Origin of the sequence: Actinomyces succiniciruminis (assembly GCF_900002405.1) — a bacterium.
GTDB lineage: Bacteria > Actinomycetota > Actinomycetes > Actinomycetales > Actinomycetaceae > Actinomyces > Actinomyces succiniciruminis.
On the sequence record NZ_LK995462.1, the window covers coordinates 1 to 15,559 of the forward strand.

General features: G+C 70.9%; 12 protein-coding genes, 1 tRNA gene and 1 pseudogene. 11 read left to right on the forward strand and 3 right to left on the reverse strand.

Annotated elements, in window-relative coordinates; translation table 11 throughout:
* Positions 1–1,047, forward strand: a pseudogene (locus tag BN1056_RS00635) (DNA polymerase Y family protein); the annotation flags it as partial.
* On the opposite strand, the gene BN1056_RS00640 reads toward BN1056_RS00635, so the two are convergent.
* Positions 1,038–1,703: a phosphatase PAP2 family protein gene (locus tag BN1056_RS00640; RefSeq protein WP_210578271.1), complete on the reverse strand. Its 666-nt coding sequence runs from the start codon at positions 1,701–1,703 to the stop codon at positions 1,038–1,040. The pseudogene BN1056_RS00635 and the gene BN1056_RS00640 sit on opposite strands and share 10 nt — an antisense overlap.
* A 184-nt stretch (positions 1,704–1,887) precedes the next feature.
* Between BN1056_RS00640 and BN1056_RS00645 the strand changes: the two genes are divergently transcribed.
* The 5 genes from BN1056_RS00645 to BN1056_RS00665 all read left to right on the forward strand — a co-directional run bounded on the left by BN1056_RS00645 (position 1,888) and on the right by BN1056_RS00665 (position 10,146).
* Positions 1,888–2,511, forward strand: coding sequence for a thymidine kinase (locus BN1056_RS00645; RefSeq protein WP_210578272.1), 624 nt, complete (start codon positions 1,888–1,890; stop codon positions 2,509–2,511).
* A 119-nt stretch (positions 2,512–2,630) separates the two neighbouring features.
* Complete coding sequence (locus BN1056_RS00650) at positions 2,631–3,341, forward strand: SatD family protein (protein WP_210578273.1); 711 nt, start codon at positions 2,631–2,633, stop codon at positions 3,339–3,341.
* Positions 3,338–4,024 (forward strand): hypothetical protein, encoded by a 687-nt coding sequence (locus BN1056_RS00655; protein ID WP_210578274.1) that lies wholly within the window; start codon positions 3,338–3,340, stop codon positions 4,022–4,024. The genes BN1056_RS00650 and BN1056_RS00655 overlap by 4 nt, the downstream gene beginning before the upstream one ends.
* A gap of 310 nt (positions 4,025–4,334) precedes the next feature.
* Positions 4,335–6,608 (forward strand): HNH endonuclease signature motif containing protein, encoded by a 2,274-nt coding sequence (locus tag BN1056_RS00660; RefSeq protein WP_210578275.1) that lies wholly within the window; start codon positions 4,335–4,337, stop codon positions 6,606–6,608.
* Between the two features lie 232 nt (positions 6,609–6,840).
* Positions 6,841–10,146, forward strand: a complete 3,306-nt coding sequence (locus BN1056_RS00665) for an error-prone DNA polymerase (protein WP_210578300.1) — start codon at positions 6,841–6,843, stop codon at positions 10,144–10,146.
* Positions 10,147–10,180: 34 nt separating this feature from the next.
* On the opposite strand, the gene BN1056_RS00670 is transcribed toward BN1056_RS00665, so the two are convergent.
* Both BN1056_RS00670 and BN1056_RS00675 read right to left on the reverse strand, forming a co-directional pair.
* The gene (locus BN1056_RS00670; protein ID WP_210578276.1) at positions 10,181–11,557 is read right to left on the reverse strand and encodes an AI-2E family transporter; all 1,377 of its coding nucleotides are present in this window, start codon (positions 11,555–11,557) and stop codon (positions 10,181–10,183) included.
* A 1-nt stretch (position 11,558) separates the two neighbouring features.
* Positions 11,559–12,263, reverse strand: a complete 705-nt coding sequence (locus BN1056_RS00675; protein WP_244671419.1) for an HAD hydrolase-like protein — start codon at positions 12,261–12,263, stop codon at positions 11,559–11,561.
* 57 nt (positions 12,264–12,320) lie between these two features.
* On the opposite strand from BN1056_RS00675, the gene BN1056_RS00680 reads away from it, so the two are divergent.
* The 5 genes from BN1056_RS00680 to BN1056_RS14495 all read left to right on the forward strand — a co-directional run.
* The gene (locus tag BN1056_RS00680) at positions 12,321–13,193 is read left to right on the forward strand and encodes a D-hexose-6-phosphate mutarotase (RefSeq protein ID WP_210578277.1); all 873 of its coding nucleotides are present in this window, start codon (positions 12,321–12,323) and stop codon (positions 13,191–13,193) included.
* A gap of 98 nt (positions 13,194–13,291) precedes the next feature.
* Positions 13,292–13,379, forward strand: a tRNA-Leu gene (locus tag BN1056_RS00685).
* Positions 13,380–13,512: 133 nt separating this feature from the next.
* Positions 13,513–14,664 (forward strand): bifunctional GNAT family N-acetyltransferase/nucleoside triphosphate pyrophosphohydrolase family protein, encoded by a 1,152-nt coding sequence (locus BN1056_RS00690; protein WP_210578279.1) that lies wholly within the window; start codon positions 13,513–13,515, stop codon positions 14,662–14,664.
* A 62-nt stretch (positions 14,665–14,726) separates the two neighbouring features.
* Positions 14,727–15,368 (forward strand): GNAT family N-acetyltransferase, encoded by a 642-nt coding sequence (locus tag BN1056_RS00695; protein ID WP_210578281.1) that lies wholly within the window; start codon positions 14,727–14,729, stop codon positions 15,366–15,368.
* A gap of 5 nt (positions 15,369–15,373) precedes the next feature.
* Positions 15,374–15,559: hypothetical protein (locus BN1056_RS14495; RefSeq protein WP_244671420.1), on the forward strand; the 186-nt coding region annotated here is incomplete at its 3' end.

The window sequence follows — 15,559 nt, forward strand, 5'->3', positions numbered from 1 at the left end:
CTGCCCCGCCGCGACGTCGCCGCCCGCTTCGGGCCTGCTGGGGAGCGCCTGCACCGCCTCGCCTCCGGAGACTGGGAGACCCTGCCCCGGGCCGCCCGCCCCGCTGCCGACGTCGTCGCCGAGACCCCGCTGGACCCTCCCATCGCGCGGGCCGACACCGCAGCCTGGGCCGCCCGCTCCCTCGCCGAGCAACTGTCCCAGCGTCTTGTCGCGCTGGGCCTGTCGGCCGGACGCCTCCGGGTGGAGGCAGAGTGCGAGGACGGGGCAGAGCTGGGCCGCTCCTGGCTGCTGGGCACCACGCCCGCGCCCGCCGACCTCACCGACCGCGTGCGCTGGCAATTGGAGGGCTGGCTGGCCGGTCGCTCCGGCCGACCGCCCGCCGCACCCCTGACCCGCCTGCGTCTCGTTGCCCTAGAGCTCACTCCCGCGGGCGCCGCCCAGGCCGGCCTGTGGACCCGGCCCGGGGAGCAGGTTGAACGCCGAGCCCACCGTGCGGCCGGACGCGTCGAATCCCTCCTCGGTGCCGGTGGTGTGTGCGTCCCCGTGCTGCGCCCCGGACGGGATCCGCGTTCGCGCACCGCCCTCGTCAGCTGGGGGGAGACATCCGTCGGCGGTGCGAACAACATCCGTGAAACAGGCCCCGGAAGTGCGGCCGCGGAGACGGCTCCCTGGACCGGCGCCCTGCCCGCCCCCTCGCCCACCCTGGTTCCCCCTGCGCCGCTGCCGGCCCGCCTGCTCGACGACGGCGGGCACGACGTCGGCGTCGATGCCCAGGGGCAGCTGGTAGCCGCGCCGGCACGCGTCGACCTGGAGCGCGCTCGCGGGGACGCCGCCCCACCCGCATGGGACGGATGGGGTGAGCCGCTGGAGTACTGGCGCGGGGAGCGACGGGTCGTGTCTTGGGCGGGACCCTGGCCGGTCGACGAGCACTGGTGGCGTCCCGGGGGCGCGTTGCGCCGCGCCTACCTGCAGGTTGTCACCGACGTCGGCCCGCCTCTGCTACTCGCTTGTGCGGGCCGCTGGTGGGTCGACGGCGTCTACTCCTGACGGGGTCCCAGCGCGGTGAGGGTGACGATGCCGACCACGCACAACCACGCCAGGGCGATGGCCCAGCCGGCCAATACGTCCGTCAACCAGTGGTAGGCCAGGTACACGCGCGACAGGCCCACAGCGGCGGCGGCCATGCACGCCGCTACGCCCGCCAGCGCCTTGCGGGCCGGCGACGCCGTCGAGACCAGCGCGAATCCCGCCAGCACGCCCACAAACACTCCGGTGTTGAACGAGTGCCCGGAAGGGAACGACCAGGAGGAGGCGGGGTCGCCCAGCAGCAGCGCGGTGGATGGGCGCGTGCGGGCGAAGACGAGCTTCAGTATCACCGTTAGCAGCGAAGAGCCGACCATGGCCCCGGCCAGCACCAGGGCGCGGCGCCAATGCCTGCGCAACAGCAGGAACGCGCATACGGCCGTGGTGAGCAGCGTCAGCCCGAGCGTGCCGCCCAGTTGAGTGACCGGCCACGCCACCGCGGTGACCAGCCCGTGCCGTGCCTGCACCGCCCAGGCGGTAACCGCCGGATCGTAGACGGCCGGGGAGTATCCGCACTCGGTGCTCACCGCCAGCCATGCGAACACGGCGGCCGCCGCCGTCGCCATAAGAGCGAGAAGCGGACGGAGGTCCCGCTGCGGGACGGCGATGGTTTGCTGCATTAGACGCGAGCCTATAGGCCCGCCCTGGGCGCTACCTGTGACGCGGGACTGCGGCGGAGCGGGTGCGGGGGAGTGCGCGGTCGGCCGGTAGCATCTACCGCGGGTCGCCCCGGACCCGACGGGCGGGCACCGGAGGCTGCGGAGAGGGACTTGCGCCCGCTCCGGGAGAGGAATCAGGACACGCATGGCCAAGCTCTACTTCCGCTACGGTGCCATGAACTCGGGCAAGACCACGGGACTGCTCCAGACCGCCTACAACTACGAGGAGCGCGGGCAGCGGGTACTCCTGGTCAAGGCCGCGATCGACACCAAGGGCGATGACACCGTGGTCTCCCGCCTGGGGATGACTCGCCGCGTCGACCTGCTCGTCACCGCCGACGACGACGTGCGCGCCCTGGTACGCCGGGCCGCCCTGGGGGAGCGCGCCGCCGACCCGCAGGCCGGCCCGCGTGAGACCGTCGACTGCGTATTGGTCGACGAGGCGCAGTTCCTCACCCCGCTGCAGGTCGACCAGCTCATGGAGATCGTGCTCATCGACGACATCCCCGTGCTCGCCTACGGGATCCGCACCGACTTCCGCACCGTGAGCTTCCCCGGATCGCGGCGCCTGCTGGAGATCGCCCACTCGCTGGAGGAGCTCAAGACGATCTGCCGCTGCGGGCGCAAGGCCATCTTCAATGCCCGCAAGGTGGGGGAGGAGTTCGTTTTCGACGGCGATCAGGTCGCCATCGACGGCGTCGACGTCACCTACGAGTCCCTGTGCGGCAAGTGCTATCTGGAATTCGGGGGCGTGCTGCCGGGGGAGTGAGGGCCGGGGAGGGTGCCGGGCCGCGACGCGCGAGCCGGCGCACACCGGGATATGCGGGCCAGAGTGCACTTCCGGGGAGGTCCTTGTATTGGGGGAAATACAAGCGATACCGTGGAGACGTGGATGTCTACTACGCCATCATCGCCGACATCGTCGGCTCCCGGCGTCTGACCGACCGGCACGCCGCGCAGGCCACCTTCGCCGATGCGCTCACGCGGGCGGCCGCGGGGCTGGCGCTGCCGCAATCGCCCATCGCAACCGTAGGTGATGAGTTTCAGGCCATCGCCGCCTCGCTACCCGCCGCCCTGACGCTCACTGTGCGCGTCCAACTGCTTCTTCCCGAGGGGTTGGCCCTGCGCTTCGGCATTGGTGCCGGACGGGTGGAGACGGTCTCCGCCGACGCCGACGGCGCTGGCGCCACCATTCAGGACGGCAGCGCCTGGTGGGCGGCACGCGAGGCCATCGAGCAGGCGCACGCCGTCCAAGACGCGGGCCGAGAGTTCTGCCGCAGCTGGCTGCGTGTGGCTCAGGACGCCGTCGTCCCGAGCGATGCGCAGGAGGTTGAGGCGATCGTCAATGCGCTGCTCCTGCTGCGCGACCAGGCCGTCACCCGCCTGCGACCGCGACAGCGGCGCATGACCGCAGCGCTCCTGGCAGGCGCCACCCAGGTCGAGGTGGCTCGGGCGGAGAAGGTCAGCCAGCAGGCCGTCTCCGACTTCTTCCGCGGGCCGGGGGCCGCCCTCATCGAGGGGCAAACCCTGCTAGACACCCTGCTTGACACTGTCGCCGTGGCGCGCACGGGACGCGAACCGCAGGCGGTGCAGCAATGACCGCGCTCGTACTGCTACTCGCCGGGCTCGCCAGCACCTTGCCGGTGCTGGCGCGGCGACTCTTCGGCGAGGGACGCCCGGGGCGGCGAGCCGTAGCAATCGCCGCCGGGACCGGGGCGCTCGTCGCCGTCGGGATTCTCCTGGCCCGGGGACCACTGGGACTTGCGGCCGCCGGTGTCGTGGTCGCCATCGTCGTCCCGGTGGTGTGGAGCGTTTGGGAAATGCTCGCGCCCAGTGAGTGGGGCGGGGCGGTGTCGCTCATTGCACTCGCCGTCGGCTGTGGGGCCTGTGCCGTGCTAGCCGCCCCCGTCGGCACGTCGGCGGCGCGGGCGTGCGCCGTGGCGGGCGTGGTCATTCTCCTGGGGGCGCCGGCGAATGAGCTGGTGTCGGCCGTCCTCAATCTCGCTCGGGGCTCCAACTCGTCCGCGGGCACGCTGTCGCCGCTGGTTGTGGCGATGCGTGGTGGCCGCTGGATCGGACCGCTTGAGCGCATCCTCATCCTCTTGCTCGCGGCAGCCGGAGCGCAGGCAGCGGTTGCGGCGGTCATCGCTGCCAAGGGTGTGATCCGCTTTCCCGAGATCAACAAGGATCAGGACGGCCGCAAGGCGGAGGAGTTCCTCATCGGCTCAATGACCTCCTGGATTCTGGCGGTGCTTGCCATCGCTGCGGTGTCGGTGGCTTGAGTTGGAGGGTGTGTCGTGTGGTGCCGGGGCGGACTGAACCGATGCGGGTCCGGTTGAAGCGGCTTGCTGGGTGCCGAGGAATGCGCGAGAAATGTGATGCACGTCTCACTGATGTGGGTGCGTTTAGGGCTGTGAGGGGCGAATTCGTGTCGGACCCTCGCGCTACTGTGTACATATGTTCGAAGGTAGGGGTGTTGAGAGCCAGCCCGCCCGGCGTGCCCGGGCGGGTCGGGTGACGTCGCCTGCTGCCGCGAAGCTGACGGCCGGGCCCCTGGCAAGTCCTCAACCTCGCCATGCGGCAGGATCCCGGATGGATGGTGAGGTTGAGGACCTGGTCGGTCGTCTGTCGGGGGTGCCGGCGGGCGCTGACCTGGCAGATCTGATTGAGGGCCTGTTGTCGGTGCTGCTGGTGCCCGCCCACCCGGACGTCGCCACTGATGACACCGATGGCGCGGCGGACGCCAATGAGGTTTTGAGTATCCCCGATACCGACGCTGTGTTGGCAGCGGTCACCAGCCCGGCCGAGCGGACGCTGGCCGAGGCGGCCGGGCGGCTGGGGATGGACTGGGGACAGGGCGCGGGGGCTGATGCGCTGGCCTGCTTGGGTGGCCAGGTGCTCAGCGAACTGGTAGGGGCCTGCCACCGGCTGGGTGCCTGGGCGGCCTGGGCGGAGGGCGTGGCGGCCGCCTGCCTGACCCGGACAGCAGAGATGAACCGCGGCACCCCGCCCTGGGGGCCGGGCGGCCGGCTTGAGCAGTTCATTACCGAAGATGAGCGCAGGTTCACCGCCAGCGGGGAAATCGCCGCCCGACTCGGCACTACTCGCAGCAGTGTGGACCTACTCCTGGACCGTGGCCAGGCATTGCTGCAACCCGAGTTCGTAGCCACGGAGGCCTTGCACCGGGCCGGTCTACTGGACACCTCCAAGACTGCCTTGATCGTCCGCCGCCTGCAGGACGTCAACCCCGACACGGCGGCAGCGGTGCAGGAACGGGTGCTGGCCCGTGCTCCACGCCGCACCTGTTCGCAGCTGGGGCGGGATATTGATCGGGCCCTGGCCGCCCTCGACCCCAACGGTGCTAGCACTCGCCGTAGGCGAGATGTGGCGGGGCGGCGGGTGACCCGGCCCCGTCCGGCCGGTGAGGGGACCCACGAAATGCGTCTGCTACTGCCAAGCCTGGACGCGCTACTACTGGACGCCACCCTGGACGCGATCGCCGCCAGCGCACGAGCCGCCGGCGACAGCCGGTCCCTGTCTCAGTTGCGGGCCGATGCCATCACCGGCATGACCCTGCGCACCTTGCAGGGCAGCCAAAACCTGGCCTGTCGAACTGCAAACGCCAATGACGTCAGTGCCTTCACCACCGCCGTCAGTGGGACTGGCCCTGCCCTCGCGACGGCTGGGCCGGGGGCTGCTGGTTTGCTGCCGGATGGGGTGCCGTTGCCAGGCCTACTGGGGGCGCTAAGCAGCCTGGTGGAGCCATCTCGTCCCTGGTGGACGCCCTCTGGCATCACCCCCGTGTTCCCGCCACCCGGAATCAGCGTCAACGTTGACGTCACCGTGCCGTTGAACCAGCTCCTACCCGAAGAGGTCACACGGGCGGCTGGGATCGGATCCGGAGGGGCTGCTACCGTCCCCCGGGCCGTCGAGGCAGCCGAGAAGGCTGGGGCGGCGGAGGTTGTGGTCGGCACCGGTCGCGTGGCGGTTCCTGCCGCCACAGCCAGGGCATTGGCAGCCGGCGGCACCTGGCGCAGGCTGGTCACCGATCCACTATCCGGGGTGGTACTGGACGTTGGCCGCACTCACTATCGGCCCCCAGCCGGCCTACGCGACCTGGTGCAAGCCCGTGACCAGGAATGCGTCTTCCCCGGCTGTGCCACCCCCGCAGCCCGCTGCGACACCGACCACATCACCCCCTGGGCTTCCGGTGGGGCCACCAGCCTGAATAACCTCACCACCCTGTGCCAAGCCCACCACCGCCTCAAGCACACCCCCGGATGGACCCTCACCCGTCAGAACACGGCCGACGGCGATGGCGTGCTGATCTGGACCACCCCCACCGGGGCCCGCTACCGGCGCACCCCCGACGGCACCATCACCCTCCTGCCCCGGCGCGTCGGGCCGCGTCAACTGGCCATGCCCGCCCAGCAGGCACCCCAACACCTAGCCGACGCGGTCGACAGCGCAGTGGTGAGTCGGCTTGAGCACGGCTTGAGTCTGGCTGCGCAAGCACAGGAACAAGCACAAGTACAGGAAGGCGGCCCCGCCGCCGGTCCCGGTGACACAGTTCAGGAAGCCGATTCCGGTGGCACAGTGCAGGAAGTCGACTCAGCCGCCGGTTCCGGTGGCGCAGCTCAGGAAGCCGCCCCCGCTGTCGGCTCCGGTGCCGCTATTGCCGAGGCGCCTGGCGGCGCCTCCACGCGTCCCAGCAGGCGTCCCGGTCGGCCCCCGCAACCCCCGCAAGTAGTCAGCCGTGGGCCCCGGCCCGGGCACCCCATCGGCGCATTCGAGACCGCCCCCTTTCCCCAAGCCCTCCACGATCTGGGGTTAGCTCCATTACTTGACCAAATCCCGCCCTTCTAAAACACGTCCCGGAAAGGCGGCGTGAGGTTCTAGTCGTTGGTGGTGCAGGGCCCGAGCCGTTGGGGGCGTGAGGTTCTAGCCACTGGCGGCACCAGACCCAGCGGCTCTTCCGAGGACGTTCATGCGGGCCGCTTCCATGACTTCCATAACCATGAGGACCACTTCCATGAGTCTCGATACCGATATCGGCGGCCGCGGTTCCGGTGCGCTCCCGCAAATGCCCGGCGGCACCATGGCCCTCACCGGTACGGCGGGGCAGGCAGGCACTACCGGAACCCACCGCTATGCCGAACTACATGCTCACTCCGCCTACTCCTTCCTCGACGGCGCCAACGAGCCCGAGGACCTCGTCGCCGCCGCCGTCGAACTCGGTCTGGAAGCCCTAGCTCTGACCGATCATGACGGCATGCCCGGCATCGTCCGCCACGCCCAGGCCGGCCGTGCCCACGGAATCCCCACCGTTCACGGCACCGAACTCACCCTCGAAGACGGCGCCCACCTGCCGATCCTCGCCCGGGGCCCACTCGGCTATCACCGCCTGTGCGCCGCCATCTCCCGCCACAATCTCGCCGCCGGGCACCGTACCGACCCAGCTCACCGTTTGCCGATCCTGGCAGACGAGCTGCACTCCACCTGCCTGGTCCTCACCGGCACTGTCAACGGGCCACTGCGTCGTGCCCTCGGCGACCCGCATCGCCCCGACGCCTGGGACCTCGCCGCCGCCGACGCCGCCCTCGGGCGCCTGGTTGACCTCTTCGGCCACGACGGCGTCGCCGTCGAGATCTGTCTTGACGGCGGACCCACCGACGCAGCCCTGACCGCCGTCCTGACCAAGCTGGCCTCCGAGCACCACCTCCCACTCGTCGCCACCGGCGCGGTGCGCTGTGCCCGCGCGGCCGACTCCCATCTCGCAGACGTCCTCACCGCCACCCGGCTACGCACCGACCTCGAAAACGCCCGCGGATACCTGCCCGCCATCGGCCGCTGGCTGCGCGGCCCACAGGACATGGCCCGGCTGCACCGTCGGGCGCCCCACGCCGTCGACGCCGCCGCCGAGATCGCCCAGGACCTCGCCTTCGACCTCGCCCTCGTAGCCCCCGGCCTGCCCGACCCGGAGGTGCCCGCGGGGCACACCCCCGCCACCTGGCTGCGGGAGCTCACCCGCCGCGGTGCCCTGGCGCGGTATGGCACGGAGGCGGAGGACCCCGAGGCCTGGAGGATCCTCGCCCACGAGCTAGACGTCATCGAATCCCTCGGCTTCCCCGGCTACTTCCTCATCGTCCGCTCCATCGTCGACTTCTGCGCCAGCGCCGGCATCCTGTGTCAGGGGCGGGGAAGCGCCGCCAACTCGGCTGTCTGCTACGCCCTGGGCATCACGGCGGTGGATGCCGTCCGCCACCGCATGCTCTTCGAGCGCTTCCTCTCCCCGGGGCGGGCCGGCTACCCGGACATCGACCTCGACATCGAGGCCTGCCGCCGCGAGGAGGTCATCCAGCACGTCTACGCCCACTACGGGCGCGACTACGCCGCCCAGGTCGCCAACGTCATCTCCTACCGGCCCCGCTCCGCGATCCGTGATGCCGCCCGGGCACTTGGCCACCCCGCCGGGCTGCAGGACGCCTGGGCCTCCCGGATGTCCTACCACTGGAGAAAGGTTCGCACCGAGGACGGCCCCGCAGCGGATGCTCCTCCCGAGCAGGTCCTCGACGTCGCCGAGCACCTGCTGCGCCTGCCCCGGCACCTGGGCATCCACTCCGGCGGCATGGTGCTCGCCGACCGCCCGGTCACCGAGGTCTGCCCCGTGCGCTGGTCCGCCATGGAGGGGCGCACCGTCCTGCAATGGGACAAGGATGACTGCGCCGCCGCGGGCCTGGTCAAATTCGACCTGCTGGGACTGGGGGAACTGACCGCGCTGCGACTGGCCTTCACCAGTCTTGCCGAGCGTGGCGAGACGGTGCCCGACCTCGCCACCGGGGGAGTCCTGCGCCCCGCCCAGAGGGGCCGCCCCTGGGGGCTGCACACGCTCCCGGAGGAGGACCCGGCCGTCTACCGGCTGCTCAGCGCCGCGGACACGGTCGGCGTCTTCCAGGTCGAGTCCCGCGCCCAGATGGCCACCCTGCCCCGCCTGCGCCCGCGCAAGTTCTACGACATCGTCGTCGAGGTCGCCCTCATCCGGCCCGGCCCCATCCAGGGCGACGCCGTCAACCCCTACATCCGTCGCCGCCTGGGCCGAGAGGAGGTCACCTACCTGCACGAGTCCCTCAAGCCCGCCCTGGCCAAGACCCTGGGCATTCCGCTGTTCCAGGAGCAGCTCATGCAGATCGCCGTCGACGCCGCCGGCTTCAGCCCGGCCGAGGCCGACGCGCTGCGGCAGGCGATGGGTGCCAAGCGCTCCGTCGAACGCATGGAGGCCCTGCATGAGCGGCTAGTCAGCGGCATGCAGGAACGAGGCATCGACCACCAGACCGCAGAGACCATCTTTGACAAGCTCCGCGCCTTCGCCGACTTCGGCTTCCCCGAATCGCACGCCTTCTCCTTCGCCTACCTGGTCTACGCCTCCGCCTGGCTGAAGGTCCGCAAGCCCGAGGACTTCTACGCCGGTATCCTCGCCGCCCAACCCATGGGGTTCTGGTCCCCACAGACTCTGGTCGCCGATGCCCGCCGCCACGGCGTGCGGGTACTGCCCGCCGACGTCAACGCCTCACGCGAGCAGGCCTGCGTCGAGCCCCAGGACGACGCTGCCGCCCCGCCCGCCGACCCCAATGCCCTCAGCCCCCTCGATGTTCACCCCGACCTGGCCGTCCGCCTGGGCCTGGCACCCATCAAGGGGCTGGGGAACGACGTCGCCGCCGCCATCGTCACCGAGCGCACCGCCCACGGCACCTACACCGGCGTCGCCGACCTCGCCCGCCGCGTGCGGCTGAGCCGCTCCCGTCTTGAAGCGCTGGCCGCTTCCGGAGCCCTGGCCTCCCTTGGTGTCGCCCGCCGCGAGGCCCTGTGGGCGGCCGGTGCCCTGTCCCAGGAGTACGGGCAGCGTCATGCCGTCGGTCGTGAGCGGACCGCCTGGTACCAGCCGCCCCTGCCCGGCACCGCCGTCGGCGCCCGCGCTCCACGCCTGGCCGACATGACCGCCCGGGAGCGGCAGGACGCCGACCTGCGCCTGACCGGGGTCTCCACGGAGGCCTCACCCATCGTCTTTCAGCGCGACCGGCTCACCGCCGCCGGCGTGCTCACCGTCGCGGAGGTCCTGCACCACGAGTCGGGGCGCCGAGTACGGGTGGCCGGGCTCGTCACCCACCGGCAGCACCCCAACACCTCAGCCGGCACGATCTTCTTGAACCTCGAGGATGAGACCGGCCTGCTCAATGTCATCTGTCCCGCCGGCATGTGGCGCCGCTATCGCGACGTCGGCCGGCGGGCCGCAGCCCTCGTTGCACGGGGCATGGTCGAGTCCGGTGACGGCGTGACCGCCCTGGTAGCCGAGCACCTGGAGGTGCTGCCGGGAGTCACCTCACCGGGCAGCCGCGACTGGTGCTGAGGCGGTCGCGCCAGCTGGGCGATCAGCGCGTCGCTCAGTCCTTGTCGCCGGTGTAGGCGGGCAGCTCGCCGACGACCGGCGCGTCCTTGGTGTGCAGCTCGGAGTACATCGACCAGGCCACGCTCACCAGCGGCACCGCCACGATCGCGCCGAGGAGGCCCGCCGAATAGGTGCCCACGGCCACGGCAATGATGACCACCACCGGGTGCAGCGACACCTGTCGCCCCATGATCAGCGGCTGCAGGATGTGCCCCTCGATCTGGCCGATACCGGCCACCCCCAGGCCCACGACGACCATGGTGATGAAGCCCTTGGAGGCCAGTGCCACCACCATGGCGATGATCATCGCCGTCGGCGCGCCGATGATCGGGATGAAGGCGCCGATGAACACCAGCACCGCCAGCGGCGCGGCCAGCGGCACGCTGATGACCTGGAGGAAGATTCCCGCCATGATCCCGTCGGTCAGTGCCACGAGCACGGTGCCGCGGGCGTAACCCGCGAAGGTGTACCAGCCGGCTCCCGCGGCGTGGTGGACATCCTCGCGTATGCGGGCCGGCAACTCGTTGAGGAACCACCGCCACATGCGCCCGCCGGAGGCCAGGAAGAAGATCGTGGAGAAGATTGCCAGCGCCAGCACCGCGAAGATGTTCACCACCGTGCCGGCGTTGGACAGCACCTCGGTGGCCAGGCTGGGAGCGTTGTTCGCCAGATAGTTCTGTCCCTGTCGCAGCAGGTCTTGCAGCCGCCCCATCAGCTCCTGCTGGGTCAGGTCCAGCGGCAGGGGGCCGTTGACGATGAAGTCCACGATCGTGTCGACGCCGTCCGAGAACTGCGATGCCAGCGTGTTCCACTGGTTGGTAACCGAGGTCACCACGTAGGTGACCATGCCCACCACCAGGGCCAGGGCTGTGAGCAGCGCCAGGAAGGTTGCCGGGTAGCGGGGCATGACCCGGGCGAACAGGTTCACCAACGGCTGCAGGATCGAGGTGAGCACCAGCGCCATGAACACGCCCACGAACACGGGGACCACCCGGGAGGTGGCGAAGAACACCAGGCCGATGATGATGATCATCCCCAGCAGCAGCCAGGCCCCGAGCCCGCCGCGTACCAGCCAGGAGGGCAGCGAGTCGAGCGGCGAGGAGCGAGGCGCACCGGCTGCCGCCTCGCCGTCTGCGTCCGCGGCGTCGGCGGTGGAGGCGCCCTCGTAGCGCAACTGCTGTTCGCGCGCGTCCAGCCGGGCGCGTTCGGCCCGGTCGATGGTGCGGTCCAGCACGTCGCGCCCCTCGCGCAGCCGGGAGGTGAAGTGGTGCAGCGCCGAGTCCGATTCCGGCCGCTGCGGCTCCGTTCCGTTGGTCGGCTCCGGCGGGGGTGCGGGGTCGGCCTGCTCCGGCTTGTCTATAGCGTCCGCCATCTCAAACCTCCACTCCGAGCAGTGCGCCCACTTCGGCCGGGGTGGCGGCGAGGGCTTTGGCGCCGCGCAGGACTTCCGGGTTGCCGTAGCCCCACAGGGCCCCGATGCAGTCGATGCCCTCCGTCCGGGCGCCGGCGACGTCGTGATCGAGGTCGCCGATGTGCACCGGTCGGCTGACGTCGGCTCCCGCCTCGGCCAGACGCTCAATGGCGGCGTGGATGACCTGAGCCTTCCGGCCGCCCAGGTCCCCGGCGGCCGCCCCGCTGACCGCGCTGAAGCAGTCAAGCAGACCGGCGTGCTCCAGGATCTCGCGCGCGTAGCCCTCATGCTTTGAGGTCGCCACCGCCAGCGGCACCCCGGCGGCATGCAGGGCACGCACCAACTCGGCCACGCCGTCGTACAGGGGGGAGTCGAGCATCGCATCGCGGTAGTGGCGCCGGTAGGTGGCGACCGCCTCGGCGTTGGCCGTGCCGGTCAGTCCGGCGTTAAGTCGGAAGCCGTCCACCAGCGGCGGGCCGACGAAGCGCATCAGCTCCGCCGGCGTCTGCTTCGGCAGGCCCAACTCGTCGAACGCCAACTCCAGTGCCGCCAGGATGGCCGGCGCAGAGTCGATCAGGGTGCCGTCCAGATCGAACAGGGCGGCGGTCGGGGCGTAGGGCAGGGGGAGTTGACGGTCCTCGCGACCGGCTCCGGCGGTTACATGCATGTTTTTCTCGGCTCGCTCTCGCTCGCGGACGCGGCTCAGACTACTAGCGTGGCACCCATGAGCACGCACGCCACACGCCCCCGCCTGCCGCGGACCACCGCCCTGACCCCGGGCCGGGGCGGTCAGCCACGACTGCTGATCGACGCACCCGCCGGCAGTGCCGAGATCTACCTGCACGGAGCGCACCTGACCGCCTGGACGCCGCGCGGCGGCAGGCCGGTCATCTTCACCTCGCGCCGGGCGATCTTCGACGGCGCGGCTCCGATCCGGGGCGGCGTCCCCCTGTGCCTGCCCTGGTTCGGGGCGGGTGTGAGTGGCGATCGGCGCCCCTCCCACGGGTGGGGGCGGATCTCGCCCTGGCAGTTGTCCAGCGTGCAGTCACGGCCGGGCGGCGGTGTGCAGGCCCTGTTCACACTCGAGCGTGACGGCATCGCCGCCCTGTACTCCGTAGACGTGGGGGAGGAACTGGGCCTATCACTGTCCCTGCGGCGCACCGGCGGTCCCGGGGCGGACGAGCCGGTGGAGGCCGCTCTGCACACCTACCTGGCGGTGGGGGACGTGACCGCTGTGGAAGTGGCGGGCCTGGAGGGAGCGACCTATCTGGACAAGGTGACCGGCCAGGCCGGCCAGGTGCAACACGGCCCGCTGCGCATCACCGGGCAGACGGACCGCGTTTACGCCTCCGGCGCCCCGGTCACACTCACCGACCCGGCCTTGGGGCGCCGAGTGAGCGTGATCGGTGTGGGGGCAGCCAACACCGTGGTGTGGAACCCGTGGAGTGCCGGCGCCGCCGCCCTGACGGACCTGGATGACGACGAGTTCGCCTCCATGCTGTGTGTGGAGAGTGCCGTGGTGGGCGATAATGCCGTGCGCCTGGCGCCGGGGGAATCGCTGTCGCTGGGTACCCGTATCACCGTCGCGTCCCTGTGATGCACGGCACCCGGGACGGATTTGCCCGCCTTGGCCCGGAGCGTGTTAACTTTCCTCAGTCAGCAATGCGGGCCTGTGCCCTGCGGCGGTGACCACAAGTCCGAGTGGCGGAATAGGTAGACGCGCTAGCTTGAGGTGCTAGTGCCTGACTAAAAGGGCGTGGGGGTTCAAGTCCCCCCTCGGACACCCGCTCGAAGGGCCGCGGCCAGTAGGTCGTGGCCCTTAGTCGTATCCACTGAACGCCGGCTCGACGCCGTCGGACGGACTGCCGCGGCCTGACCGCCTGCCCGCGTGCAGGCGGCGCCGGTAGGCTCGCCGCATGCAGCCCTTCGAGATCCGCGTGCCCGCCGAGACCCGCGACGGCGCCAACCTGCCCGCGCTCCTGTTGTCTGTTCCCACCAGCGCCGACGTCGACCGGGTGGCGGAGATCTGCCAGGATCCCGACATTCAGGAGTGGACCACCGTCCCGCGCGGTTACACCCGCGCGCAGGCGCAGGACTTCATCGACCGCATCGTGCGGGCCGGCTGGGAGGCCGGCAACGACCTGACCTGGGCGGTGCGCGAGGTCGCCGCCGACGGCTCCGCCCTGTTGGTGGGCATGATGAGCATTTCCGGACAGGCCGACGGCGCCTGGGAGATTGGTTACTGGCTCGCTCCCGAGGCCCGCGGTCGCGGCACCGTCTCTCGGGCGGCACGCGCGCTCATCGACACGGCCTTTCACTCGGACGGCCCACTGCACGCCGTCGCCCTGCGCTGGCGCTGCGACATTCACGACGGCGTGCCGAACTGGGCGTCCTGGCGGGTCGCCTGGGGGTTGGGTTTCCGCCGTGAGGGGCGAGTGCGCTCCTTCCTCGCCAACGACGGCGTGCTGCACGACGGATGGGTGGGCACGCTCCTGCCCGCCGACCCGCGCCGCCCCGCCGCCCCCTGGGACGGTCCCGTCACGGTCGGCGGGCAGGTGGCCGGCTCCTCGCACACGCACGGCGCCGCCACGCCACTGGTGGCCGCCGACCCGGTCGGTGAGCGCGAGGGCGACGACCCCGAGGCGCTGGTGCGCCGCTTCCACTCCACCTACGGGCTGCCCATCCGGACGGATGGGCCGAGTCTGGACCGCGAGAGCCTGCACATGCGCATGAGCCTGATCGCCGAGGAGTTCGGTGAGCTGGTCGGCGCCGTCTATGGGCAGGCGGCCCGCGGCGAGGTCGAGGCCGCTTACCGGCGCGCCGTCGCAGCCGACGACGGCACCCGCGACACGGTGGAGGCCGCCGACGCCCTGGCCGATTTGGTCTATGTCATCTACGGCATGGCGCTGGAGACCGGCATCGACCTGGCCGCGGTGCTGGCCGAGGTGCAGCGCTCCAACATGTCCAAGCTCGGGGCGGATGGTCGGCCCATCTACCGGGAGGACGGCAAGGTCCTCAAGGGGCCCGGCTTCTTCCCGCCGGACGTTCCCGGCGTGCTCGGCCTCTAAGAGTCCCGGGACGCAGCCGCCGTCGTCCGGTGTGGTGGGCCGGTGCCGCGTAGGCTCACGTCATGCAACCCCTCGACATCCGGATCCCCGCCGCACGTCGCGCCGGCGCCGACTTGCCCGCGCTGATGCTGTCGGTTCCGACGCTCGCCGATGCCGACCGCATCACGGACATTTGCCAGGAGCCGGATATTCAGAGGTGGACCACCATCCCCTTTCCCTACTCGCGGCAGGACGCCACCGACTTCATCGAGAAGGTGGTCACGCCGGGCTGGGAGTCGGACCGGACCTACACCTGGGCCATCCGGGAGCTCGACGCCGAGGACGGAAACCCTTGTCTGGTGGGAATGCTCGGCGTCCTGGTCACGGACAGCGGTCGCGGCGAGATCGGCTACTGGCTCGCTTCGGACGCCCGCGGTCGCGGCACGATGCATCGCGCCCTTACAGATGTCATTGACCTCCTGTTCGATCCGGACGGCCCCTTCGCCCTGCCCGTCCTGGGCTGGGCGTGTCTGATTGATGACGACTTGCCGAACTGGGCCTCCTGGAGGACGGCGTGGCGGCTTGGATTCGTCCGAGAGGGACGGCGCCGCGGCGTCTTCCGCAAGAACGGGCGCAGCTTCGACGAGTGGACCGGCTCGCTGCTGGCCGACGAGCCGCGGGAGCCTAGTGCTCCCTGGGATGGGCCGGAGCGCGTGGCAGGATGACTCCCATGACTCAGGCCGATCCCGCTGCGGCGGACGCACTCCCCGAAACCAACCCCTTCGCCCGCCCCTGGGAACTCGACCTGGAACTGCCCGATTTCGGCGCCGTCTCGCCGGCGGACATCGAGCCGGCGGTACGGGCCGGTATGGCGGCTCAGCGTGCCCAGTGGGAGGCGATTGCCACCAACCCCGCC